Source organism: Qipengyuania zhejiangensis (assembly GCF_035607565.1).
Taxonomy (GTDB): Bacteria; Pseudomonadota; Alphaproteobacteria; order Sphingomonadales; family Sphingomonadaceae; genus Qipengyuania; species Qipengyuania zhejiangensis.
Window position 1 is genome coordinate 107,021 of sequence record NZ_JAYKGO010000003.1, and the last position, 23,857, is coordinate 130,877.

Here is a 23,857-nt window from a genome sequence, read left to right on the forward strand (position 1 = left end):
GTCATTACATGAAATGTTGACAACGCGAACACCGCTGCTTGGCTAACATTATTATCTTTGCCAGCAATTGTCCCGCTTTGCAACGCGAAGGCAACTTCTCGTTCATCACAAGTTTTTCACAGATAGAAACGTCGGCCTGCGATGGTTTATGACCGATAAACCCCGCTTCGCTCGGAGAACCAATGCATTTCGATGACCGCCTTGCCACAGTGCTGCGCCACCGCGCCACGGGCGAGCGTGCGGGCAAGACGCAGTTTCGCCAGTTGATAGACCTGCTGGGCGAACGCCCGCAGGCGGGCGATCCGGCCTTGAAAGCCGCTGCATATCTGCGCCTCATCGCCTTGGCGGAAATGATCCCCGCCAAGGAACGTGCCGGAATCGTTGGCGAAACCGGCTGGCGGTTCCGCAATCCCGAACTGGTTCGCTGGTTCGGCGAGGCGCACCCATCCATCGCTGCCGCCGCGCTGCAACGCGCCCATCTGACCGGCGCGGAATGGGAAACCCTGATACCCCGTCTGCCGATCCGGGCCCGGGGCTTCCTGCGCCATCGGCGCGACCTTCCAGAAGAAGCTGTGCGAATCCTCGATCGGCTTGGCGTGCAGGATCGCGCCCTGCCCTTGCCCGACGTGGTCGAAATTCTGGTCGAACACGAACAGCCGCAGACCGCTGAGGCGCCCCAGATCGGCGCGCTTCCCGACGAACCGCATCCGCTGAAACTGTCCGCCGCGAACGACGAATCGGAACTGGTGACCAAGGCCAGCGAAGAAATCGCGGAAATCCAGCCACGCGCACCATCCTCGACGCCTGATGGCGAAGGTATCCGTGCGCTGGTCGAACGTATCGAAGCGTTCAAGCGCAACCGCGGCGCGCCAGGCGGCGAGGATGCCCCTTCGCTCCCCCTCGCCGGTCTCGAGGATGCGCCACGGCGCAAACCACTGCAGAGCTTCATTTTCGGCACCGATTCGGAAGGCCGGGTCGACTGGGCCGAAGGCGGCGTCGCCCCGATGATCATCGGCACCATGCTGTCCGCACGTACCGAAGCCGCAAGCGGCGACGATGACATAGCGGCTGCATTCCACAACCGCCGCCCGGTCCGCCGGGGGCGTATCACATTGCGCGGCGCGGGCCCGATTGCGGGAGACTGGATCGTGGATGCGGCGCCGCGTTTCACCCGCGGCGACGGGCGCTTCTATGGTTATGTCGGCCGTTTCCGCCGCGCCGCCGAAGATGCGCGGGACACCGGCCAGGAGAGCGCCGACCGGCTGCGCCAGTTGCTCCACGAACTGCGGACGCCGGTTAACGCGATGCAGGGCTACGCCGAGGTTATCCAGCAGCAGGTTTTCGGCCCCACACCGCACGAATACCGGGCGCTGGCTGCATCTATCGCCGGGGATTCGGCGCGAATTCTTGCCGGCTTCGACGAACTCGACCGGCTGGCAAAGCTGGAAACGGGCGCGCTCGACCTGGAACCGGGCAGCAGCGATTTTGCCGGCATCGCCCGCGCGCAGATCACCCAGCTTCAGACGGTTCTCAGTCCGCGCGTCGCGCGTTTCGATGCCGATATCCAGGCCAACGCGGCAATGCTGCCCCTCGACCAGAGCGAGGCGGAGATGCTTGCCTGGCGGGTGTTGGCGACGCTGGCCGGGGCCACGGGCGCCGGGGAAACGGTGAACCTCGATCTCAGGACCGAAGACGAACAGGTGTTCTTGCGCGCGCAATTGCCCGCCAAGCTCGCGGCCACCGAAGACCTGTTTTCATCCGAAGCACGAGCCGGCGGAAGCACGCTCAGTTCAGGCATATTCGGAGCCGGGTTCTCCTTGCGCCTCGCCCGGGCCGAAGCGCGGTCAGCGGGAGGCGAGCTGGCGCGCGATGGGGGCTGGCTTGTCCTGACCCTGCCGCTCTTGACGCCCGAAGATGCACTGCCTAGCCCGGTCGATGCACCGGGTCGCGCCGCAGGCTAAGCTCGCCAAGGCCATGCGCTTGCAAGGACGGTCTTTTTATCGCCCACGCCAACCTTCTTGATCCCCCGGATAAGCGGCAGCGGGTCGAATTTTCGCCGGGCTTCGGCCAGCGCTCCTTGTTGACCGTGGACGCCGAAGAGGAATTCGACTGGTCGCAGGACTTTCGCGCGGATGGATACGGCCTCGATCATGTCCGGCGGATCGCGAAGTTCCAGCAGTTTTGCGAAGGCCTGGAGGTTTCGCCCGTCTATCTGATGGACTGGCCGATCGCGAATTCGGAAGGCGCACAGGAAATTATCGGCGCCGCGGTGAAGGCGGGCAAGGCCGAAATCGGCGTTCAGCTGCATCCGTGGGTCAATCCGCCACTCGAGGAAGCCGTCGGACCCGGGGCCAGTTATGCGGGCAATCTTTCGCCCGAACTCGAGCGGGAAAAGTTCTTGCGCCTGCGTGACGCGATAGAAACGAGTTTCGGTGCCGTCCCGCGCATCTATCGCGCCGGCCGCTACGGGTTGGGGCCGAGTTCTTCGAAAATGCTGGCGGAAACAGGGATCGCCATCGATTCGTCCGTGCGCGCCCGTTTCGATTACCGGCATGACCATGGCCCCGATTACAGCCGGCATCCGGTCGAACCCTATTGGACCGATCCGGACCGAAAGCTCATCGAGCTGCCGCTGACGACCGTCTTCTGGGGGCTTTTGCGCCGCCAGGGCGAAACGCTCTTCCCGCTGGTGGATAGCGTCCCGTGGCTGGGCGGCGCGCTCGCTCGTCTCGGGTTGCTCGAACGGATCGCGCTGACGCCTGAGGGCGTTTCGCGCGAAGAGGCGCTGCGCGGCATCGATATCGCGCTCGACGATGGCTTGCCGATTATCGTTCTCAGCTTCCACAGCCCCTCTCTCGCGCCGGGCCACACGCCCTATGTGCGCAGCGAAGAGGATCTGGACCTTTTGTATGACTGGTTGCGCGCAATTTATACCTATCTGGACATGCGCGACGTGCGGCCGACGACAGTTTCGCAAATCATGGACGCTGTTGTCGTATAGCCGCTTGCCACTCTGCCAGAGCGCGGCTAGGCGCGTGCATCCGCTAGCGGATTCTGGGGGCCTGTAGCTCAGCGGTTAGAGCTGGCCGCTCATAACGGCTAGGTCGCGGGTTCGAATCCTGCCGGGCCCACCAGTATAGCGACGCGGTTGTGAAACAGTGTCGGGGAGTAGCGCAGCCCGGTAGCGCGCCTGCTTTGGGAGCAGGATGTCGCAGGTTCGAATCCTGTCTCCCCGACCAGTTTCACCCACCCAGCCGGAGGATCGCGCGAATCGCATGCCCTCGCCCTCCGCCTCCACCGCAAACCAGCCCATCGACACCCGCGTAATCTGGGCAATCGCCCTGCCCGCGATGGTGACCAACGTGGCAACCGCGCTGATCGGTGTGGGCGACATGTGGATCGTGGGCCAGTTGGGCGACGCGCCAACGCAGGGCGCCGTCGACATCGGCGCGAAACTGTTTGCCGTGCTGTTCACCGTGATGAACTTTCTCAAGACGGGGACGACCGGACTTGTCGCGCAGGCCGGAGCAAGGACGGGTCGGCAAGAACAGGCGGCAGTCCTGCTGCGCGGCCTGATCGTAGGGCTGGCCATTGCCGCGCTGCTCATCATCGCCAAACCCCTGCTGCTGCCGGCCTTGCTGGGCGCATTGGGCGCCGAAGGCAGCGTGCGCGATGCGGCAACGACATACGCCGAAATCCGGTACTGGAGCGCGCCTGCGGTGATGGCCAATTTCGCCATCGTCGGGTTCCTTGTGGGCCAGCGGCGCATGAAGCAGGTGCTGGTGATCGAGGTTGCGTACAATCTCGTCAACGTGGCCCTGGGACTGCTGCTTGCCCTTGGGATGGACTGGGGAATTGCCGGTATCGGCTGGTCCAGCTTCGTTGCGGAATACGCCAAGCTGATCGCCTGCGCCGCGCTGGTCCTGCGCAGCGACGGGGCCAGCCTTTCCCTTATCCTGCGAGAGCGAACCCAGTTCTCGCTGGCTGCCTTGCGCCCATTTCTTTCCATAAACCGCGACCTTTTCCTGCGAACGGTGGTCCTGATGATCGCGATTGCCGTGCTGACCCGACTTGGCGCCGAACGCGGGCCGACGGTTCTTGCGGCCAACGGTATCGTCTACCAGCTGTTCATCCTGTCCGCCTTGCTGCTCGATGGTTTCGAGAACGCGGCCCAGGTTCTCAACGGGGAACGCCATGGTGCAGGCGATCGGGCGGGCTTTCTCGCGTATATCCGGGCGATAATGTGGCGCGGGATGGTGGCCGCGGCCCTGCTTGCAGGGCTGTTTGCGGTTGCCGGAAATGCCGTGATCGCCAGTTTTGCCGCGACCCCCCTGGTCGCCCGCGAGGCGCAGAGCCTGCTTCCCTGGCTGATCGCCATTCCGTTCGCAGGGGTGGCCAGCTTCGTCCTCGACGGGGTATTCGTGGGCGCTAGCTGGACCCGCGCCCTGATGATCAGCATGGCGGGTGCTGCGGCCCTGTACGGCGTCTTGCTGTGGTTGACTTGGCCGCTGGGCAACGACGGCCTGTGGCTGTCTTTCGTCGCGTTCCTGCTTCTTCGGGCCGGTTTTCAGCTGGCGCTGATGCCGCGCCTCTTGAGCCGTTAGGCGGTCGCTTCGCGAAGCCCGCCGGTCACGGAAAGCGCGATCGGCGCGGCGCTACCATCTTCGCCGCACACGCGATTGCGGCCCGAATCCTTGGCCCGATACAATTCCGCATCGGCCCGTGCGAAGAGCTTGCCATAGCCTTCACCTTCGCGGCGCCCGGCAACGCCGAAGCTGGCCGTGAGCCGGTGGTCGGCTGGGATTCCCGCAATCACGGTTTCGCCGATACGGCGCCGGATGCGTTCGGCCATCGCGTTGGCGCGGTCCGTGTCGCAGTTCCAGGCAAGGATGCAGAATTCCTCGCCACCGATCCGCCCTGCGATGTCGCTGTTGCGGATCATGCTGGATATCACCGTCCCGAATGCGGCAATCGCCTTGTCACCTGCCTGGTGACCGTAAACATCGTTCACCGCCTTGAAGTGGTCGATATCGGCCACCACGAGGCCGACCGGGACGCCTTCCTGTTTCGCCCGTTCGATAATCGCCAACGCATCCTGTTCGAAAGCGCGGCGCGCCAGCAGGCCCGTCAGGACATCGCGCTCCGCCCGTTCGCGTTCGGCGACCAGCTTGTCCCACGTGCACGCCCCGATCAACGTCACCGCCGTCATCAGAGACTGGATCGTTACCGCTACGCTGAGCACGGAATAATAGATGCTTTCGCGGTAATCGGTCGCGTTCGATCCGCCTGCGATCAGCAAGGTCAGCACGGGACGCACGAAGAACTGGGTCGCGGAAATTGCGAACAGGACGATGATCAGCGTGTCGATCGCCGTGCTCTTGGGTGCCTGCATCAAGGCAAGGGTGCCGAGCAGGAACATGACCCCATAGGCAGTGTTCACAATGTACAGCCGCGGCCCGGTTTCCGCAGAAATGGACACCGCTACTGCCAGGGTGATTGCCGAAATCAGATAGGTCAGGCCCAGTGCCGGAAGCGAAACCCGCTGCCCAACCCGATTGACGGCACCCCAGATGACGCAGGCGCTGCCCGCCGCATAGAACGCCTGGGTGAGATGGAAGACATAGAACGCCCCGGAATCGGGCAGAATATGGGTTGCACCGAAACCAAGGGCGAAGAAGAAATAAGCCCCGGCGAACGCCAGCACGTACCGCCCCATCTTCCCGCGCTGCCACAGCACAAGAAAGACAGTCACGAAGACGATCGCCATCATTGGCGTGATAAGTCCAAGTATCTGTTCGCGCATCGTTTCGATTCAGGCCTCTTGGCGAAAACCCGTAACGCGAGATGCTTAACAAGTCGTTTTGATTTCAGCTCGTAACCGCCCTGTCATTCCTGTTCGCACAGGTCCCAGAACTGTTCCACATTCGCTGCCGCCTGACCTGCCAGGGGATCGAACAGCAGTTCGACCGCGTCGGCGAACCTGTCGCAATCGGCCAGCCAGGCGCGCTCGCCGCTGGCGGCGCTCAACGCGTTCCATGCCGTTTCGTCCGAAGCGGTCGCCACCATTGCGCGCGCGATCGAGCCGGGAGACGACGCTTCGACGACGTGGCCCGTTGCCCCGCCGCGCACCAACGCATCGCGGGCGCCCACATTCGTCGAAACGATGGCCGGGATGCCAAGCGCGACCGCTTCGTTGACGACATTGCCCCATTGTTCTTCGGTCGAAACGAGGCACAGTGCCAGCGCGCGGGACAGCTGTGCGGCAACCCCCGCGCTGTCTCTCTGGCCTGCAAATTCGACATGGCCCGCCAACCCCTGGTCCCGAACAAACTGCTCCAGCTCCATGCGCTGCGGCCCGTCGCCGACCATCACGAGCCGCCTCGCCCCGTCCCCCGTTTGTGCAACATAGCGCCGGTAGCCTTCGATCAGTGTCGCAAGGTTCTTCTTCGGCACCAATCGGCCGACATAGGTGAACGCGCGGTCGTTCCACGCAGGCGACCCGCTTGGCGCAAGGCCCCTGATGCGGTCCATCGAAAGGGTGTTGTACCCGGGCAGAATGGCTTTGTCGTCGAAACCCAGGAAACGCAGGTAATCGCGCTGGCGCGGCCCCGCGACCAAGGCGGCGGAAAACCCCGCCAGAAGCCGGGCCTTTACCTGCTCACGCATGAGATTTCGGGGCTTGTCGTCAAATTTGGAGCACGTCATCGCGACGATCTGGCGCCCCTTTGCGCGCCGACGCCATGACAGCGCGACGATATCGGGTTCCGACCAGGGAATGCCCGACAGCACCAGCGCGCAATGCCGCAGGGCGCCGGCATAGGCGGTCAACCGTTCAAGGCGGCCGATGTCGTCGTAAACGCGGTCGGGAAACAGGGTACGGTATTCGGCGTGGCTGGTCGCACGCTTCGCTTCCCAGTCATACGTGCGCTCTGCGCCGGCGCATTCCACGCCGATAACCCGGGCGCGCCCATGCAGCCGTTCGGCAGCCGCTTCGATGCGGTCGATATGGTAAGGCGCGAAATGGGTGTGCAGGATTGCGATCGTCGGCAACCCGCCCATTTCGTCCGTCACGGCGCTGTCCATCTGTCGCGCGCTAGGGCAAAGGGGCCGCCAAGCCAATCCCGCGCTTGCCCCGGCGCCCCTCGGACATTATCTGCGCCAGCGAGATCACGGGCGCAAATGCCCAGACACCCCGAGATACCCGAAGGATACGCCACGATGGCCGCGCAATACGCCTATGTCATGAAGAACATGACCAAGACTTTCCCCGGTGCCAACAAGCCGGTGCTGAGCGATATCAACCTGCAGTTCTACCGCGGGGCGAAGATCGGCATCGTTGGCCCCAACGGCGCGGGCAAGTCCACCCTGATCAAGATCATGGCCGGGATCGACACCGACATCACGGGCGAAGCGTGGCCGGGCGACAACATCACGGTCGGTTATCTCGAGCAGGAGCCCGAGCTGGACCCGAACAAGACCGTGCTCGAAAACGTCAAGGACGGCGCGCGCGAAACGGCCAGCCTGGTCGAACGGTTCAACGCGATCAGCGCGGAAATGGCCGAACCCGACGCCGATTTCGAAAAGCTCGGCGACGAGATGAGCGAGCTGCAGACCAAGATCGACGCGGTCGACGGCTGGACGCTCGACAACCAGCTCGAAATCGCGATGGAAGCGCTGCGGTGCCCGCCGTCCGACATGGGCGTGGAAAGCCTTTCGGGCGGTGAAAAGCGCCGTGTCGCGCTGACCCGTCTGCTGATTCAGAAGCCCGACATCCTGCTGCTCGACGAACCGACCAACCACCTCGATGCCGAAAGCGTCGAATGGCTTGAAAACCACCTGAAGGAATACGCGGGCGCGGTTCTGATGATCACCCACGATCGCTACTTCCTCGACAATGTGGTGGAATGGATCCTCGAGCTCGATCGCGGATCGTACTATCCGTACGAAGGCAACTATTCGACCTATCTGGAAAAGAAGGCCAAGCGTCTCGAACAGGAAAGCCGCGAGGAAAGCGGCCGCCAGAAGGCGCTCAGCCGTGAACTGGAATGGATCCGGCAGACGCCCGCTGCGCGCCAGACCAAATCCAAGGCGCGTATCCGCAAGTTCGAGGAACTGCAGGAAAACCAGAAGGATCGTAAGCCCGGCAAGGCGCAGATCGTTATCCAGGTGCCCGAACGTCTTGGCGGCAAGGTCATCGAAGCCAAGAACATCTCGAAGGCTTATGGCGACAAGTTGCTGTTTGAAAACCTGTCCTTCATGCTGCCCCCCGGCGGCATCGTCGGCGTGATCGGTCCCAACGGTGCCGGCAAGTCCACCCTGTTCAAGATGATCACCGGCCAGGAACAGCCTGACAGCGGCACCATCGAAATCGGCGATACCGTTCGCCTGGGTTACGTCGACCAGAGCCGCGATCATCTCGACCCCAAGAAGAACGTCTGGGAAGAAATCTCCGACGGCCTCGATTACATGAAGGTCAACGGCCACGACACGTCGACGCGTGCCTATGTCGGCGCGTTCAATTTCAAGGGTGCCGACCAGCAGAAGAACGTCGGCAAGCTGTCGGGCGGTGAACGCAACCGCGTGCACATTGCCAAGATGCTGAAGCAGGGCGGCAACGTCCTCCTGCTGGACGAACCGACCAACGATCTCGACGTGGAAACGCTGGGCGCGCTGGAAGAAGCCATCGAAAACTTCGCCGGCTGCGCCGTGGTTATCTCGCACGATCGCTTCTTCCTCGATCGCCTGGCGACCCATATCCTCGCCTTCGAAGGCAACAGCCACGTCGAATGGTTCGAAGGCAACTTCGAAGCCTACGAAGAAGACAAGCGCCGCCGCCTGGGCGACGCGGCAGACCGCCCGACGCGCCTGGCTTACAAGAAGCTGACGCGCTGACGCGTCAGGGCGCGATCCAGCGCCCCTCCCACAAAGGGCCATCGGCGCGGAATATGGCCCGCCGATGGCCTGTGTGGGCAAGCGAGAACCAGTCGGCCTCGCGTAGTTCCACCAGCAGCACCGCGAAGTTCTGGCGCGCGGGGACCAGATCGGCGTCGCTGGGTTCGGCGCGTTCGAATTGCGGCGGCAGGCCCGATGTCGGCCCGTCCGCCGGCCGTCCCGGCTCCACGCCGAGATAACAGCGGCGCGAAAAATTGTCCCCCGCCGCCCATGCAGCATCGGCAACCGGCCCCGCCCGTTCGATGCGGCCATGACCGCGAAGGCGCAATTGCACCTTGGATTCGCTGTCGTAAGCGATCACGGACACGCGCGGGTCCGCTTCTATGACGCTGACCTTCGGGGACCGCGCGTCGGTGTGGAACCGCAGGGTCCAGGTGGCCGATTCGAAATCACGCAGAACCATGACGCGCGAATCGGCATCGGCAGTTGTCACGATGGGCGTGTGGACAGCGGATTTGCGATTTGCGGCACCACCAGCCAACCTGGCCACGATATCGCGTTGAATCTGGTCGAGCGTGTCTAGCATGGTTGATGGAATGCACCGCAATGTGACTTGTGCCAAGCGATGTGATATTCAGTTTCAAGGGCGTCAACATGAACGGGAGGCCGACAGACCGGTTCAGATACGGGTCAGGCCGACATGATACAAAGTGAGACATCGACAACGCGCCGCGGTGGTGGAGCGGCACTTTAACGAGACGAAGAGGACACGCTCCATGAACATGACCAAGCTGATGAAGGGCAGTGCGCTGGGGGCCTTGGCCGCAGCCATGACCATTACCGCCTTGCCAGCCGAGGCACAGGCCCAGGATCGTCGCGAACAGCGCGAACAGCGTGCCAAGCGCGATAAGGAACAGAGCCAGCAATCCCGCCAGGACCGTCGCGCAGAGCGTCAGCAGAGCCGTGCCCAGGCCCAGCCGGCACGCGCCGAACCGCAGCGCCAGCAGAACAATCGCCGTAATGGCGACATCGGCAGCCGTGCGGTCAGCGATGCGAGCAAGCGTGCCGCCGAACGTCAGGGCCGCGACTGGAATCGCTCGGATCGCCGTTCCGACGTTGCCGATCAGCGTTCGAACCGTGACGGCGACCGTTCGCAGCGCCGTGCGACCAACGATCGCAACCAGACCTATACCGGGGATCGCAACCGCAGTTATCGCGACGGGCGCCGTGACGAACGCCGCCAGGATTCTGCCGAAGATCGCCGCATCCGGGAAAACGCCTATCGTGCGGGGCGCCGTGCCGAACAGCGCCGCGACCAGTACGAAGATCGCACCGTCCGCCGCGATGGCTATCGTGACGGGTACCGCGATGCCCAGCGCTCGGAACGCCGTTCGCGGTATTACGATGGCCGGCGCTGGCATGAATACAACCGCTGGAACGACCGCAGCTGGCGTAACGACCGTCGCTACAACTGGAACAGCTACCGTTACAGCAACCGCAGCATCTTCCGTCTGGGCACCTATTACGCGCCCTATCGCGATTACCGCTATCGCAGGCTGAACATCGGTTTCCGCATCGGCAACCTGTTCTTCGGCAGCCGCTACTGGATCAACGATCCCTGGCGCTACCGCCTGCCGGAAGTTTACGGCCCTTATCGCTGGGTCCGGTATTACGACGATGTGCTGCTGGTCGATGTCTACAGCGGCGAAGTGGTCGACGTGATCTACGACTTCTTCTGGTAAACCATTCTGCCTGCCGGCCTGAGAGTGGACCGGCTGGCAGACGAACCCCCGCCGAGCGATCGGCGGGGGTTTTTCGTTTGCGGGGGTGTCAGACCTTACCGAAAGGCAGCATGCGGAAAATGCCGCCGTTCTTGTCGAAGAACGTATGCTTGAGCGCGCCCAGAATGTGCAGCCCGATAAGATAGATGAAAATTTCCCCGCCGGTGCCGTGCAATTCGAAAATCGCTTCGCCAGTGTCTGCGTTTTCGCCCACCGGCAACGCAGGCAGAGTGAATATGCCAAACACGTCGACGCCCTTGCCGTAGAACGAACTGGCCAACCATCCGCCGATCGGCAGGCCGATCAGCAGGACATAGAAGATCACGTGAACCGTGCGTGCCAGCGTGGCTTCCCACTTGGCCAAGTCCGAAGGCAGCGCGGGAACCGGGTGCGTCCAGCGCCAGACCAGGCGGCCAAGGGTCAGCAACAGGATCGTGATGCCGAGCGCCTTGTGGTTGAACATGATCGCGCCGGCCGCTTCGCGCGTTGCCGCGTGTTCCGCCGATTCCGCAATCCGCCAGTTCACGATGACTGCGATTGCGATGGCCCAGTGAAAGATCATGGCGCCGATGGAATAACGGCGGGCGGCGGTGTCGGTCATGGTGAATTCCCCAAATTTTTCTCGCGCGAACCTAGCGATTCGGCAGACTTCGGCAAGCGGGATACTTGCAGCTTGGCCCTCGATTGCTAACACATTCCTCGATGACCAAGACAGCGACAATCCCCGACCAGGGTGCCCTCAAGCGTGTGGGCGCACAGGTGAGAAAGCGGCTCGAGGCCGATCCGCAGGCCTACAAGGTGCCGACCGATCAGGCAGAAATCTTCGCCATCGGCGACTTCCTGACGCCCGAGGAATGCAAGCGGCTGGTCGTCATGATCGATGCCGTCGCCAGGCCGAGCGAGCTGCACGAAACCGCCTACATCGCCAAGTTTCGCACGTCCTATTCCGGCAATTTCGACCCGCACGATCCGTTCATCAAGATGATTTCGCGCCGGATCGACGATCTCCTCGGCATGAATCCGGCTTGTGGGGAGCGTATACAGGGCCAGCGGTACCTGCCGGGCCAGGAATTCAAGCCGCACAACGACTGGTTCTACACCGATCAGGAATACTGGAATATCGAGCGCAAGCGCGGCGGTCAGCGTTGCTGGACCGCGATGGCCTTCCTGAACGAAGTCGAAGAAGGCGGGCATACGCATTTCGTGAACGTGGGCGCGATGATCGAACCGAAGCCCGGTGTCCTGCTCGCGTGGAACAACGCCACGCCCGAAGGCGCACCCAATGAAGGCACGCTACACGCCGGAACGCCCGTCATCAGCGGGTCCAAATACGTCCTGACCAAATGGTATCGCACCCGCCACCACGGGTGACCGGTCAGCTGCGCCCGATCGCCTCGGCGATCAGCTTGCGGCTGTTTTCCACGCCGTAAAGCGCGATGAAGCTGCCCATTCGCGGCCCCTGATCGCTGCCCAGCAAGGTCTGGTAAAGCGCCTTGAACCAGTCGCGCAGGTTCTCGAAACCGTATTCTTCACGCTTGCCGATTTCGTAGACTTCGGTCTGCAAATCCTCGGCGCTGATATCCGCTGGCGCGTTCGCGAGATAATCGTTCAGGGCAGCCAGGGCCGCCGCTTCCTGCGCGGTCGGCGCGCGCTTGTGCAGTGTCGGGGCGATATAATCGCGGGTGTAGTTGACCGCCGTTTCGATCAGCCGGTCCAGTTCGGGCGGCGTTTCCGCACCGCCAATGTAACTGTCGAGATATTCGCGCAGGTTCGACACCGTCGCTTCGGTCCCCAGCACGCTGGCAAGGTTCAGCAGCAACCCATATGTCACCGGCAAGGTTTCCCCTGCACCGGGCGCTTCTGCCCCTTCGTATCCGCCGTTCGCGCGCAGCAAGTGCCACACCGGATTGCCAAGCTGCTTTTCGAGATCCTGTTCGGCCAGCCGTTCGCGGAACTGCCAGTAATCGTCCACCGCGCGCGGAATGACGCCGACATGCAGGTGCTTTGCGCTCTTCGGGTTGGGGAAGATGTAAAAGCCCAGGCTTTCTTCGCTGCCATAGGTCAGCCATTCCTCGATCGTCAGGCCGTTGCCCTTCGACTTGGAAATCTTTTCGCCGTTCTGGTCGAGGAACAGCTCGTAGATCAGGCCTTCCGGCTTGCGCGCACCCAGGACCTGAACGATCTTGCCCGACTGCACACCGCTGTCGGTCAGGTCCTTGCCGTACATTTCGTAATCGACGCCGAGCGCATACCAGCGCATCGCCCAGTCGACCTTCCATTGCAGCTTGGACATACCCCCAAGGGCAGACTGTTCGATCACCGATCCGTCTTCGTCGGTAAAGCGGACCAGCCCTGCGTCGGCATCGACGATTTCCACCGGAACCTGCAGCACCTTGCCCGTGGCGGGGCTGATCGGGAGGACGGGTGAATAGGTCTGACGCCGCTCTTCGCGCAGGGTCGGCAGCATGATGTCGAGGATCGCCTGGTTCTTGCGCAGGACCTGGCGCAAGGCATCGTCGAAATGCCCCGAATTGTACATGTCGCTCGACGCGACGAACTCATAATCGAAGCCGAACCGATCAAGGAACGCGCGCAGCATGGCGTTGTTGTGCGCGGCAAAGCTTTCGTGCCCCTTTTCGAAAGGGTCGGGGATCCGGCTCAGCGGCTTGTGGAGGTTCGCCTCCAGAAGCTCGCGATTGGGCAGGTTGTCGGGGACCTTGCGAAAGCCGTCCATATCGTCGGAAAAGGCCACAAGGCGGGTCTTGCCGTCTTCGGGCCTGGCACCGATTAGCGCTTCGAACGCACGGCGCACCAGCGTCGTGCGCAACACTTCCTGGAACGTGCCGATGTGCGGCAGGCCGCTGGGACCGTATCCGGTTTCGAACAGGACCGGCGACCCGTCCGGCTTGGTTCCGTCGGGATAGCGCTTGAGCAGGCGCTGCGCCTCCTGGAACGGCCATGCCTTGGATACGCGAGCGGCTTCGATCAGGGTCTGTTCGGTCATCCCTTCCCTCTCGCCTCTGCCGGTTCGTTTCGCAAGTGCGAAAGCGACCCCCGCCGGGCCGGGCGGATCAGGGCAACTCGACCGTATCCTTCACCGTGCCATAGACGAAACTGGTGTTGATCGTGGCGATGCCGGGCGTCTTGTGCAGCGTGTTGCGCATGAATTCCTCGTACGCATCCAGCCCGGGCACCACGATCTGCAACAGATAGTCCGACGCGCCGGTCATCAGATGACAGGTCAGGATCTGCGGTGTTTCGCGGACGCGTTTCTCGAACGCATCGACGACTTCGCCGTCATGGCGGGCCAGCGTCACCTGGACGAAGGCTGTGACCGGATACCCTGCCGCCTCGCGGTTCACGATGGCGACGTAGCGTTCGATCACGCCCGCCTTTTCCAGATTACGCACCCGTCGCAGGCACGGAGAGGGGGAAAGGTTTACCCGTTCCGCCAGTTCCGCATTGGTCAGCCTTCCGTCGCGCTGCAGTTCGATGAGGATCTGGCGGTCCTTGCTGTCCATATCACCCCCTTGATTGGCAGTATCTGCCAAAATTGAACTAAATCATGGCATACTTAGGAGAGAAATTCCATCCGAACTTCTCTACGTTGCGGGCGAACACAGCATAAGAGGCCGCTCCACATGACTAAGCCGACCCTGTCCGGTTTCACCAGCCGCGCGATCCATCACGGTTACGATCCTGCCGAAAACCAGGGCGCGCTGACCCCGCCCATGCACATGGCGTCGACCTTCGCGTTCGAGACTGCGGAACAAGGCGGGGCGATCTTCGCCGGCGAACAGCAGGGCTATTTCTATTCGCGCATCTCCAATCCCACGCTGGATTTGCTGGAGCTGCGGATCGCGGCACTGGAGGGCGCCGAAGCGGGTGTCGCCACGGCCAGCGGCATGGGCGCGATCACGGCCGTGATGTGGACGTTGCTGAAGGCAGGCGATGAGATCATCACCGACAAGACCCTGTATGGCTGCACCTTCGCGTTCTTCCGCCACGGGCTGGCAAAATTCGGTGTGAAGGTCACACACGTCGATCTGACGCAGCCGGCTGCGCTGGAAGCGGCCATGAACCCGCAGGTCAAGGTCGTGTACTTCGAAACGCCTGCCAACCCGAATATGCGCTTGGTGGACATTGCAGCGATTGCCGAAGTCGCCCACGCACATGGCGCGCAGGTGGTGGTCGACAACACCTATGCCACCCCAGCCCTCACCCGCCCCGTGGAACGCGGCGCGGATATCGTGGTGCATTCGGCCACCAAGTATCTGGGCGGACACGGCGATCTGGTGGGCGGCCTGGTCGCCGGAACCGCCGAAACGATGCAGAGGGTCCGCCTCGAAGGGCTCAAGGACATGACCGGCGCGGTGATGAGCCCGTTTACCGCCACGCTGATCATGCGCGGCCTGAAGACGCTGGCGCTGCGAATGGAACGGCACAGCGCAACGGCGCTCAGGATCGCCCGCTGGCTGGAGGCGCAGCCGCAGGTCGCCGCGGTGCATTATCCGGGCCTCGAAAGCTTTGCACAGGGCGGTCTGGCACGCCGCCAGATGGCCCTGCCCGGGGGAATGATCGCGTTCGACCTCGCCGGTGGTTATGATCAGGGCATCCGCTTCATGAACCGTCTGCAGATGGTGATCCGCGCGGTTTCGCTGGGCGATGCCGAAACGCTGGTGCAGCATCCTGCTTCGATGACCCATTCGACCTACACGCCGGACGAACGCGCGGCCCACGGGATCGGTGAAGGATTGCTGCGCCTGTCGATCGGGCTGGAAGACGCCGAGGACATCCTTGCCGATCTGGAACAGGCGCTTGCCGCATCGGACATCGCACTGGCGGCATAACCGGATAGCGCGGCTTGCCCCCCGTTCCGTTTGTGTTCTAACGGCATCGGGGTGAGCCAGCCCCTGCCCCTTCCTGCCCTCCATGCCAGCCACGCGGGGACGTGGCTGCGCGATGCGAACGGCGGCACGCGCGGGTGTTCGAAGGGCGAAGCCGTAATGGCCGCGGCCGATACGCCGCTGCTGATGATGAACGCGCCGTTGGTGGCGAACCGGTTGGGGTATCCGGACCTGTCGGGCCTCGATCTTCTGGAACTCTACGCGTTCATCCACCCGGCGAAATTCTGCGTGCCCACGCCCAAGGGTCTGGCCCATGCCCTGGGCCTTGAAGAACCGGCCGACGATGCGGCCGTGCCGCTGTTGCTGCAACAGGCGGCGGGCGCGCTGATGGAAACGTGCGAGAGCGTGGACTGGGCCGAGCGCGAAGGCGCGTGGTCGGGGCTGCAATCGCTGGCCCGGCTTCGCTGGCCTTGGGCGCAAGTCCTCGCCCCCCATATCACGCAGCCCGAGCGGGCCGAAAAATGGCTGTTCACCCGGCTGCCCGAATGGGAGGAAACGCCCGAGAGGCCGCAACCCCAGCAAGTGCTGATCGAGGAAGCCGAAATCGAAGGCCAGCTTGCCCGCCTGACGGGCGAAGGGGCCGAGCAGCGCGACGGGCAGCGCATGTTTTCGCGCGGGGCCGGCGGTGTCTTCGCCCCGCGCGACCGGCAACGGCGGCCCCACGTGCATCTGGCGCAGGCGGGCACCGGGATCGGCAAGACGCTGGGCTATCTGGCGCCCGCATCGCTATGGGCGGAACGGTCCGGCGGGACGGTTTGGGTAAGCACCTACACCAAGAACCTGCAGCGCCAGTTGCGACAGGAAAGCCGCCGGGCGTGGCCTGCCGCGCGGGCCGATGGTTCGCCCCCCGTCGTCGTGCGAAAAGGGCGCGAGAACTATCTTTGCCTGCTGAACCTTGGAGATGCGCTGCAAGGCGGGTTTACCGGCCGTCCGGCAGTCCTTGCCCACCTCGTTGCACGCTGGGCCGCCTACAGCCAGGACGGCGACATGGTCGGCGGCGATCTGCCCGGTTGGCTGGGCACACTGTTCCGCAAGCGCGGGATCGCGGCGCTGACCGACCAGCGCGGCGAATGCGTCTATGCCGGCTGTCCGCATTACCGAAAATGCTTCATCGAACGCAGCGCGCGCAACGCGGCGCAGGCCGATCTGGTTATCGCAAATCATGCGCTGGTCATGGTCAACGCGGCGCGCGGCCGCGACATGGCCAGCCGCCCCACCCGCATCGTGTTCGACGAAGGCCACCACGTTTTCGATGCCGCCGATTCCACGTTCTCGGCCGCGCTGACCGGGGCAGAAGCAATCGAATTGCGGCGCTGGATCGTGGGTCCGGAACGCAATTCGCGGGGCCGCCGCCGGGGTCTGGCGGCACGTCTGGCCGATGTGGCCAGCTATGACGAGCAGGGCGGCGAGGCCGTGGAAGCCGCAGTCGAGGCGGCGCAGGTTCTGCCCTCGGACGGCTGGCTGGGCCGCGTGGCCGAAGGCGGGCCGATCGGTCCGCTCGAAGAGCTTCTGGGGCAGGTCCGGGCGACAACCTATGCGCGCGACGAGAGCGGGCAGGAAGCCGGCTACGGCATCGAAACCGAGGCATCCCAGCTGCCGGGCGAACTGGTGGCAGCCGCAGGCAACGCGGCGCAGGCGCTGTCCGCGATCCGTTCGCCCCTGCTGAAGCTGGCCGGACGGCTCGAAGCTATCGTTGAAGACGCGCCGGACTGGCTCGACGGGCAAGGCCGTGCGCGCATCGAAGGCGCACGACACTCGCTGGCGTGGCGGATCGACCTGTTGGCCGCCTGGGAAGCGTTGCTGGCGCGCCTCGGTGGCCCGGCAGACCCCGAATTCGTCGACTGGCTGGCTGTCGACCGCAACGATGCGCGCGAATTTGACGTCGGACTCTACCGCCATTGGCTCGACCCGATGAAACCGTTCGCCAAGGTGGTGCTCGAACCGGCGCACGGCGTCATGCTGACCAGCGCAACACTGACCGACCGCGATGAAACCGGCGCCGACTGGGCTCATGCTATCGCCAAGAGCGGGGCGCCGCATCTCGACCTGACGCCGAGCACGGCGCAGGCGGACAGTCCGTTCGATTACGCGAACCGCGCCGAAGTGCTGATCGTCACCGATATCAGGCGCGGCGATATCCCCGCCCTGGCCGGCGCCTATGCCCGGCTGATCGAAGCTTCGGACGGCGGCGTGCTGGGCCTGTTCACGGCGATCCGCCGGATGCGCGCGGTCTATGGCCGCATTGCCGACCGTCTCGCACGGGCCGGGCTGCCGCTTTATGCCCAGCACGTCGACCCGATCGACACCGGCACGTTGACCGATATTTTCCGCGACGACCCCCGCGCCAGCCTGCTGGGGACCGATGCGTTGCGCGACGGCGTCGATGTGCCGGGGCGTTCGCTGCGCTGCGTGGTCATGGAAAGCGTGCCGTGGCCGCGCCCCACCATCCTGCACCGCGCCCGCCGCGCGGCTGCCGCCGACCAGGAAGGCGGCGGGCAGCGATACGACGATCGCATTATCCGCGCGCGGTTGGCGCAGGCCTTTGGTCGGCTGATCCGCACGCGCCAGGATTCGGGCCATTTCGTGGTCCTGTCATCCGCTTTCCCCAGCCGCCTGCTCTCCGCCTTCCCCGAAGGCACGCCTGTCGTGCGCGTGACACTTGAAGAGGCTTTACAGCGGGTCGCCAAGGGTGTTGGAACACGCGAAGACACCCCAGCGGAGAACCAAGCCTCGTGAAAATCCTCGGTCTGTTGCGCCACGCCAAGTCCGATTGGGGGCAAAGCGACAAGCGCGATTTCGACAGGGGGCTGAACGACCGTGGCCATCGCGGCGCGCAGGTCATCGGGGATCACATCCGCAAGCACGGGGTGAAATGGGAACGGGTGATTGCCAGCCCGGCCCAGCGTGTGCGGCTGACCCTTGCGGACGCACTTCCCGGCATCGAACCGCAATGGGATGAACGGCTTTACCTGGCCGGGACGGACACCATCATGGACGTGCTGCGCGAAACCGGCGGCGATGCCGCTTCGGTGCTGTTGGCAGGTCACAATCCCGGGCTTGGCGACATGCTGTTCGAACTGGTCGCCCCCAGAAACGAAAACGCGCTTTACGATGAAGCGAAGGTGAAATTTCCAACCGCCGCCTTTGCCGTGTTCGAACTGGATATCGATGATTGGGCGGACCTGCGCGATGGCTGCGCAAGGCTCGTCCATTTTGCCCGCCCGCGCGATCTCGATCCCGATCTCGGGCCGGAATACTAACGCAGAACCCGCGGCCCCGCGCCGCGCTGCCCCCAGGTGTCGCCGGCGTTGTACAGCGCGCATTTCCTGAGGCTTAGGCAGCCGCACCCGATGCAGCCGTCGAGATCGGCGCGCACCTTTTCAAGTTGGGCAATCTGGTCATCGATGCGTTTGCGGATCGACCCGCTGATCCGCTTCCAGTCCGCGGCATTGGGGGTGCGGCCCATCGGCAGCCGCGACAGCGCCTCCTCGACCTCGGTCAGGGACAGTCCCAGCTTCTGCGCGATCATGATGAAACTGATCCGGCGGATATCACTGCGGAGATAGCGGCGCTGGTTGCCGGCCGTTCGCCATGGCTCGACCAGACCTTTCTCTTCGTAGAAACGGATTGCGGACACGGCCAGGCCAGTGCGCCGGGCCAGGTCCCCGATGGACAGCAGATCGTTCGGTTTCATCGATCATGGCGATAGACAAATTGGCGCTTGACCTCAAGTGAACTTGAGGTTTCATAAGCCTGTGCATCGCAAACGACGGCCTGGACATCGGGCCGTCAGAGCAGGAGATGCACAATGACCACAGGCCGGCTGGAACACGCCAACATTACCGTCACCGATCCTGACCGCATTGCGGCCTTCCTCCAGAAACTGCTGGGTTGGCGCATCCGCTGGCGCGGACCTTCGCAGCTTGGCGGGTCGACGATCCATGTGGGGGACGAGGACGCGTATCTGGCCGTGTACACGAACGACAACGCCCGGGGCGGCTTTGCCAAGGGTGCGCCGTTGAACCATATCGGCCTGCTGGTCGACAATCTCGACGAAGCCGAGGAAATTGTCCGCGCGCATGGGTTGGAACCCTTCAACCATGGCGATTACGAGCCGGGCCGGCGGTTCTATTTCCTGGACTGGGACGGCATCGAATTCGAGGTCGTGAGCTATGAATGAGATCATGCCGCGCACGCCCCCTTTTGCCCGCCCGTGTCACGCAAATCGGCGGCGCAATCCTCCCACGTCCGAAACTGGCGAGCGGGCGGTATTTCCATGCCATTCGCTTCGTGTATGAATTCGCCATGCGGGCCATCCAGGCCCGTTCAGGGGAATTTTCATGAAGAGCCTTCCGGTCGCCGTCACGTTCGCCTTATTCGCCGCACAGCCGCTTTCGGCGGAAACCGTGGCGGTCACGGCAGACCGTTTGCTCGACGTGGAAGCAGGCCGTTACATCGAAAAGCCGGTGGTCGTGATCGTCGATGGCCGGATCACGGGCGTGCTGCCGAACGGGGCCGCGCCTGAAGGTTCGCGGGTAATCGACCTGGCTGGCCACACGCTTCTGCCCGGCCTGATCGACATGCATGTCCACCTTGACGGGCGGCCCGAATACGGCGGGTATTCGGGCCTCCAGTTCACGGATAATTTCTGGACCGTGCTGGGTGTCACGAACGCCGAAAAGATGCTGCGCGTGGGCTTCACCACCGTCCGCAACGTCGGGGACAGCAACTACAACGTCAAATCGATCGACCAGGCGATCGAAGAAGGATGGGCCATCGGGCCGCGCATCGTCACGGCAAATTACGCACTCGGCGCGACCGGTGGGCATTGCGACGAAACATTCCTGCCCCCCAGCTTCGAGGCCAAGAGCCCCGGCGTGGCCGATTCTCCCGAAGACTTCCGCGTCCGGGTGCGCGAGCAACGCAAGTACGGCGCCGAGGTCATCAAGGTTTGCGCCACCGGAGGGGTGTTCTCACGCAATACGGAACCGGGCCAGCAGCAGCTTCACGAAGCCGAGCTGCGCGCAATCGCTGAAGAAGCGCATTTCTGGGACCTCAAGGTTGCGGCGCACGCCCACGGGGCAGCAGGCATCAACGCCGCGATCCGCGCGGGCATCGACACGATCGAACACGCCAGCCTTATCGATGACGAAGGCATCAAGCTTGCCAAGCAGCACGGCACCTGGCTCAGCATGGATATCTACAACACCGATTACACGCAGCGTGTGGGGCAGTCGAACGGAACGCTCGAGGAGAATTTGCGCAAGGATCGCGAGATCGCGCAGGCCCAGCGGGACAATTTCCGCCGCGCACACGCCGCCGGTGTCAAAATGGTCTTCGCCAGCGATGCAGGCGTGATGCCGCACGAAGAGGTCGGCGGCCAGTTCCGCGTCATGGTGGAATATGGAATGACCCCGATCGACGCCATCCGCGCTGCCACCGTCAACGCGGCGGCGGCCCTGGGCCAGACGGGTCAGGTCGGTGTGGTGAAGCCCGGCGCGTGGGGAGATCTGATCGCCGTTTCCGGAGATCCGCTGGCAGACGTAGGCGAACTGGCCGACGTCGACGCGGTTATCAAGGGTGGTGCGTTGGTGGAGTAACCGATGCGCCGGCGTATCCGGCCATCGCCCCCAGCGGCACATCTTCGAACCGGCCAAGCCATCGGCGCGCCATTTTCGCCAGCGGCATGGGGTTGAGATAGTGGCGCTTGCAGCGGCCGTCGCGTTCGCTGGCCACCAGTTCGGCGGATTCGAGCACCGCAAGATGTTTGGCGACTGCCTGCCGGGTCATCGGCAAGTTATCGCTGAGGTCGGATAGCGTAAGCCCGCCTTCCTCGCTCAACCGGTCGAGCAGCAAGCGGCGCGTGGGATCGGAAAGGGCGACGAAGGTGTCCGTCATGCAGCCAAGCTAGGCATGGAGCGCCGAGTCGCTCAAGTTTTCGGGATCAGAGCAGGCCCACTTGTCCACGGCCTGACCATGGTTCGCCCGTACGCTCGATCGCCAGATCTCCCGTCCACGGCTTGCACAGGGCAAAGGCATCCTCGGGCGATCCATCGGTCCAGGTGCCGCGATCCTCGTCAGCCAGCAACACCGGCATCCGCGTGTGGAGTTCCGCCGCCGCGCCGTCCGCGTCGGTCATCACCATGGAATACACCTCGCCCCATTCGTCGGATCGGCGCCACACCCCCGCCACGGCAAACAGGTCCGCATCGGGGCGGTAAAGCCAGCTGCGTGTTTTGCTGCCTTTCGCACCTTCGGCTTCGGCCCATACGGTCACCGGGATCAGGCAGCGCCGCTCTTCGAAGCTATGCCGCCAGAAGAAGCTGTGCAATTTGTCGGTGCGCGCGTTGTTGACCGGCTTGGGTTTGAGCGGCTGGCCGCTCTTGCCCTTCATCACCAACGGGAAACCCCAGGTCATCTGCCTGAGCCGGCCTTGCGCGACCACCGCGCCGGGATAGCCGGGAAAAACCTCCGTCCCGAAATTCGCGCCGCCAAGGTCGTTGACGGCGTCGAACCATTTGGCGACCTCGTCCTTGTTCCTGGTCATGCGATAGAGGTTGCACATCAGGCGTTGCCCACGACGAAACAGGCCGCCGCCACCAGTGCGCCTGCCCAGCGGTTGGAGCGGAAGCGTTCGAGGGGATTTTCCGGGTCGTTCGTGTCCAGAGTGGCGACCTGCCACGCGAGATGCGCAAATGCCGGAAGCAACGCCAGAAGCGCCACCCAGTCTCCGCGATAGAGCCAGAAGCCCAGCGCCCACAACGCCGCTGCACCGCAGTAGAAGAGGGCAACCCCGCCCTTTACCTGCGCGCCCAACCGCAGGGCGGACGAACGGATGCCAACCAACGCGTCATCTTCGCGATCCTGCAGCGCGTAGATCGTATCGTATCCGATCACCCACAGGGCCGCGCCAGCATAGATCGCGGCCAGCGCATCCAGATTGTCGGCGCGCAGCTGGGTCCAGCCGACAAGCAGCCCCCAGGTAAACACCATGCCCAGCCACGCCTGCGGCCACCAGGTAATGCGCTTCATGAACGGATAGGCTGCGACCAGAGCGACGCTGGCCAACGCAACGCCCTGCGCCAGCGGACGCAATTGCAACAGGACGACCAGCCCGACCAGACACAGCGCCAGCAGCCAGACCCAGGCCACCTTCGTGGAAATCCGGCCACTTGCAACAGGACGTGCCGCGGTCCGTGCAACCTGGCGGTCGAGACCTGCGTCCACGATATCGTTGTAGACGCAGCCCGCCCCGCGCATCGCGATGCTGCCCACCAGCAGCCAGGCGACCAGGCCGAACTGCCAACCGGCACCCGCCAGCCAGACCCCCCAGGCGCAGGGCCAGAACAGCAGCCACCAGCCGATCGGCCGGTCAAATCGCGCCAGCTGCGCCAGATCGCGCGGAAATTGCGGCAGGCGTGCGATCACGCCGCGGTGCTGCGTATCGGGGACGATGCCGGATGTGGCTGACGTATCGCTCATCGCTTGCTTCCTATCGTCCGAGACGCCAACAGGAAAGCCATGCCCGCAACACCCGCCTGGCCTCCGAAAAGCGCGCCGCGCCTGTTCGTCGAGCAAACCCTATCCCTCGGCGCGTTCGTGCAGATCGAAGGCAACCAGGCGCATTACCTTGCCAAGGTCATGCGGGTGGCACCCGGAGATGCGGTGATCCTGTGCGACGATGTTACCGGCGAATGGGCTGCGGAGGTTCTCGACGCGGGGAAACGCCACGTGTCGCTGGAACCGCGCGAACATCTGCGGCCGCGCGAACCGGTGCCCGATTTCTGGCTGTGTCCGGCGCTGCTCAAGAAGGACCGGTTCGACCTGGTGCTGGAAAAAGCCACCGAACTGGGTGTCGCGCGGATCGCGCCCGTCATCACGCGCCGCTGCGTGGCGGACAAGCTGAACGCCGACCGTGCACGGATGATCGTGACCGAGGCGGCAGAACAATGCGCGCGAACCGCTCTCCCGGATCTGGGCGACCCAGCTAAGCTCGATCGACTGTTGGCCGAATGGCCGCCCGAACGAACCCTGTTCTTCGCGGACGAAAACGGGGGCGAACCGGCCGCCGATGCCTTTTGCTATCACGATGGACCGGCGGCCTTGCTGGTCGGGCCCGAAGGCGGCTTCGACGAAGCGGAGCGCAGCGCCATACGCGCGCATCCCGCCGCCAAGGCGATTTCGCTGGGTCCGCGAATCCTTCGCGGCGAAACCGCCGCCATCGCCGGGATCGCCGTGTGGATGGCCGAAGCGGGCGATTGGATCGACGAGGAATAA

At 63.8% G+C, this 23,857-nt stretch carries 22 protein-coding genes and 2 tRNA genes; 14 read left to right on the plus strand and 10 right to left on the minus strand.

The features are described 5' to 3' along the window. The first annotated feature begins 182 nt into the window (after window positions 1-182). The 5 genes from VR863_RS08165 (at window position 183) to VR863_RS08185 (ending at window position 4,604) form a co-directional block, all read left to right on the plus strand. Window positions 183-1,961 (plus strand): sensor histidine kinase, encoded by a 1,779-nt coding sequence (locus tag VR863_RS08165; RefSeq protein ID WP_324827974.1) that lies wholly within the window; start codon window positions 183-185, stop codon window positions 1,959-1,961. 38 nt (window positions 1,962-1,999) lie between these two features. After that, complete coding sequence (locus VR863_RS08170) at window positions 2,000-3,001, plus strand: polysaccharide deacetylase family protein (RefSeq protein WP_324829242.1); 1,002 nt, start codon at window positions 2,000-2,002, stop codon at window positions 2,999-3,001. 57 nt (window positions 3,002-3,058) lie between these two features. Continuing rightward, window positions 3,059-3,134, plus strand: a tRNA-Ile gene (locus VR863_RS08175). Between the two features lie 28 nt (window positions 3,135-3,162). Further along, window positions 3,163-3,239: transfer RNA gene (locus VR863_RS08180), tRNA-Pro, on the plus strand. Between the two features lie 36 nt (window positions 3,240-3,275). Then, window positions 3,276-4,604 carry an MATE family efflux transporter gene (locus VR863_RS08185; RefSeq protein WP_324827975.1) on the plus strand — a complete coding sequence of 443 codons (1,329 nt, stop codon included), beginning with the start codon at window positions 3,276-3,278 and terminating at the stop codon, window positions 4,602-4,604. On the opposite strand, the gene VR863_RS08190 is transcribed toward VR863_RS08185, so the two are convergent. Next, window positions 4,601-5,803: a GGDEF domain-containing protein gene (locus VR863_RS08190; protein WP_324827976.1), complete on the minus strand. Its 1,203-nt coding sequence runs from the start codon at window positions 5,801-5,803 to the stop codon at window positions 4,601-4,603. The genes VR863_RS08185 and VR863_RS08190 overlap by 4 nt on opposite strands. Before the next feature lie 83 nt (window positions 5,804-5,886). Beyond that, complete coding sequence (locus VR863_RS08195) at window positions 5,887-7,083, minus strand: glycosyltransferase (RefSeq protein WP_324827977.1); 1,197 nt, start codon at window positions 7,081-7,083, stop codon at window positions 5,887-5,889. A 135-nt stretch (window positions 7,084-7,218) separates the two neighbouring features. Between VR863_RS08195 and ettA the strand changes: the two genes are divergently transcribed. Then, on the plus strand, window positions 7,219-8,892 hold the full coding sequence (gene ettA / locus VR863_RS08200; RefSeq protein ID WP_324829243.1) for an energy-dependent translational throttle protein EttA: 1,674 nt from the start codon (window positions 7,219-7,221) through the stop codon (window positions 8,890-8,892). Between the two features lie 4 nt (window positions 8,893-8,896). Here ettA and VR863_RS08205 read toward each other — a convergent pair whose 3' ends face one another. After that, entirely contained in the window at window positions 8,897-9,478 is a 582-nt protein-coding gene (locus VR863_RS08205; RefSeq protein ID WP_324827978.1) for a pyridoxamine 5'-phosphate oxidase family protein, read from the minus strand. Window positions 9,479-9,668: 190 nt separating this feature from the next. Between VR863_RS08205 and VR863_RS08210 the strand changes: the two genes are divergently transcribed. After that, window positions 9,669-10,634, plus strand: coding sequence for an RcnB family protein (locus tag VR863_RS08210; RefSeq protein ID WP_324827979.1), 966 nt, complete (start codon window positions 9,669-9,671; stop codon window positions 10,632-10,634). 88 nt (window positions 10,635-10,722) lie between these two features. Here VR863_RS08210 and VR863_RS08215 read toward each other — a convergent pair whose 3' ends face one another. Continuing rightward, window positions 10,723-11,274 (minus strand): cytochrome b, encoded by a 552-nt coding sequence (locus VR863_RS08215; protein WP_324827980.1) that lies wholly within the window; start codon window positions 11,272-11,274, stop codon window positions 10,723-10,725. A gap of 101 nt (window positions 11,275-11,375) precedes the next feature. Between VR863_RS08215 and VR863_RS08220 the strand changes: the two genes are divergently transcribed. Next, window positions 11,376-12,044: a prolyl hydroxylase family protein gene (locus tag VR863_RS08220; protein ID WP_324827981.1), complete on the plus strand. Its 669-nt coding sequence runs from the start codon at window positions 11,376-11,378 to the stop codon at window positions 12,042-12,044. 4 nt (window positions 12,045-12,048) lie between these two features. On the opposite strand, the gene VR863_RS08225 is transcribed toward VR863_RS08220, so the two are convergent. Next, window positions 12,049-13,677 carry a lysine--tRNA ligase gene (locus VR863_RS08225; protein ID WP_324827982.1) on the minus strand — a complete coding sequence of 543 codons (1,629 nt, stop codon included), beginning with the start codon at window positions 13,675-13,677 and terminating at the stop codon, window positions 12,049-12,051. Window positions 13,678-13,744: 67 nt separating this feature from the next. Next, window positions 13,745-14,194 (minus strand): Lrp/AsnC family transcriptional regulator, encoded by a 450-nt coding sequence (locus VR863_RS08230; protein ID WP_324827983.1) that lies wholly within the window; start codon window positions 14,192-14,194, stop codon window positions 13,745-13,747. A 120-nt stretch (window positions 14,195-14,314) separates the two neighbouring features. On the opposite strand from VR863_RS08230, the gene VR863_RS08235 reads away from it, so the two are divergent. From VR863_RS08235 to VR863_RS08245, 3 genes are read left to right on the plus strand one after another with little or no spacing between them, the layout of a single operon-like run. Next, on the plus strand, window positions 14,315-15,523 hold the full coding sequence (locus tag VR863_RS08235; RefSeq protein ID WP_324827984.1) for a methionine gamma-lyase: 1,209 nt from the start codon (window positions 14,315-14,317) through the stop codon (window positions 15,521-15,523). A 51-nt stretch (window positions 15,524-15,574) separates the two neighbouring features. Then, window positions 15,575-18,316, plus strand: coding sequence for an ATP-dependent DNA helicase (locus VR863_RS08240; protein ID WP_324827985.1), 2,742 nt, complete (start codon window positions 15,575-15,577; stop codon window positions 18,314-18,316). Beyond that, entirely contained in the window at window positions 18,313-18,840 is a 528-nt protein-coding gene (locus VR863_RS08245; RefSeq protein ID WP_324827986.1) for a SixA phosphatase family protein, read from the plus strand. The genes VR863_RS08240 and VR863_RS08245 overlap by 4 nt, the downstream gene beginning before the upstream one ends. Here VR863_RS08245 and soxR read toward each other — a convergent pair. Next, a complete protein-coding gene (gene soxR / locus VR863_RS08250; RefSeq protein ID WP_324827987.1) occupies window positions 18,837-19,274 on the minus strand; it encodes a redox-sensitive transcriptional activator SoxR in 438 nt (145 codons plus the stop codon). The genes VR863_RS08245 and soxR overlap by 4 nt on opposite strands. 114 nt (window positions 19,275-19,388) lie before the next feature. Here soxR and VR863_RS08255 point away from each other — a divergent pair, with 114 nt between their 5' ends. After that, window positions 19,389-19,760 (plus strand): VOC family protein, encoded by a 372-nt coding sequence (locus VR863_RS08255; RefSeq protein WP_324827988.1) that lies wholly within the window; start codon window positions 19,389-19,391, stop codon window positions 19,758-19,760. Window positions 19,761-19,920: 160 nt separating this feature from the next. Continuing rightward, on the plus strand, window positions 19,921-21,180 hold the full coding sequence (locus tag VR863_RS08260; protein ID WP_324827989.1) for a Xaa-Pro dipeptidase: 1,260 nt from the start codon (window positions 19,921-19,923) through the stop codon (window positions 21,178-21,180). On the opposite strand, the gene VR863_RS08265 is transcribed toward VR863_RS08260, so the two are convergent. From VR863_RS08265 to ubiA, 3 genes are read right to left on the minus strand one after another with little or no spacing between them, the layout of a single operon-like run. Continuing rightward, window positions 21,155-21,478, minus strand: a complete 324-nt coding sequence (locus VR863_RS08265; RefSeq protein ID WP_324827990.1) for an ArsR/SmtB family transcription factor — start codon at window positions 21,476-21,478, stop codon at window positions 21,155-21,157. The genes VR863_RS08260 and VR863_RS08265 overlap by 26 nt on opposite strands. 46 nt (window positions 21,479-21,524) lie before the next feature. Beyond that, window positions 21,525-22,145, minus strand: a complete 621-nt coding sequence (locus VR863_RS08270) for an SOS response-associated peptidase (RefSeq protein ID WP_324827991.1) — start codon at window positions 22,143-22,145, stop codon at window positions 21,525-21,527. Continuing rightward, window positions 22,145-23,062, minus strand: a complete 918-nt coding sequence (gene ubiA, locus VR863_RS08275; RefSeq protein ID WP_324827992.1) for a 4-hydroxybenzoate octaprenyltransferase — start codon at window positions 23,060-23,062, stop codon at window positions 22,145-22,147. The genes VR863_RS08270 and ubiA overlap by 1 nt, the downstream gene beginning before the upstream one ends. Window positions 23,063-23,101: 39 nt before the next feature. Here ubiA and VR863_RS08280 point away from each other — a divergent pair, with 39 nt between their 5' ends. After that, window positions 23,102-23,857, plus strand: a complete 756-nt coding sequence (locus tag VR863_RS08280; protein ID WP_324827993.1) for a 16S rRNA (uracil(1498)-N(3))-methyltransferase — start codon at window positions 23,102-23,104, stop codon at window positions 23,855-23,857.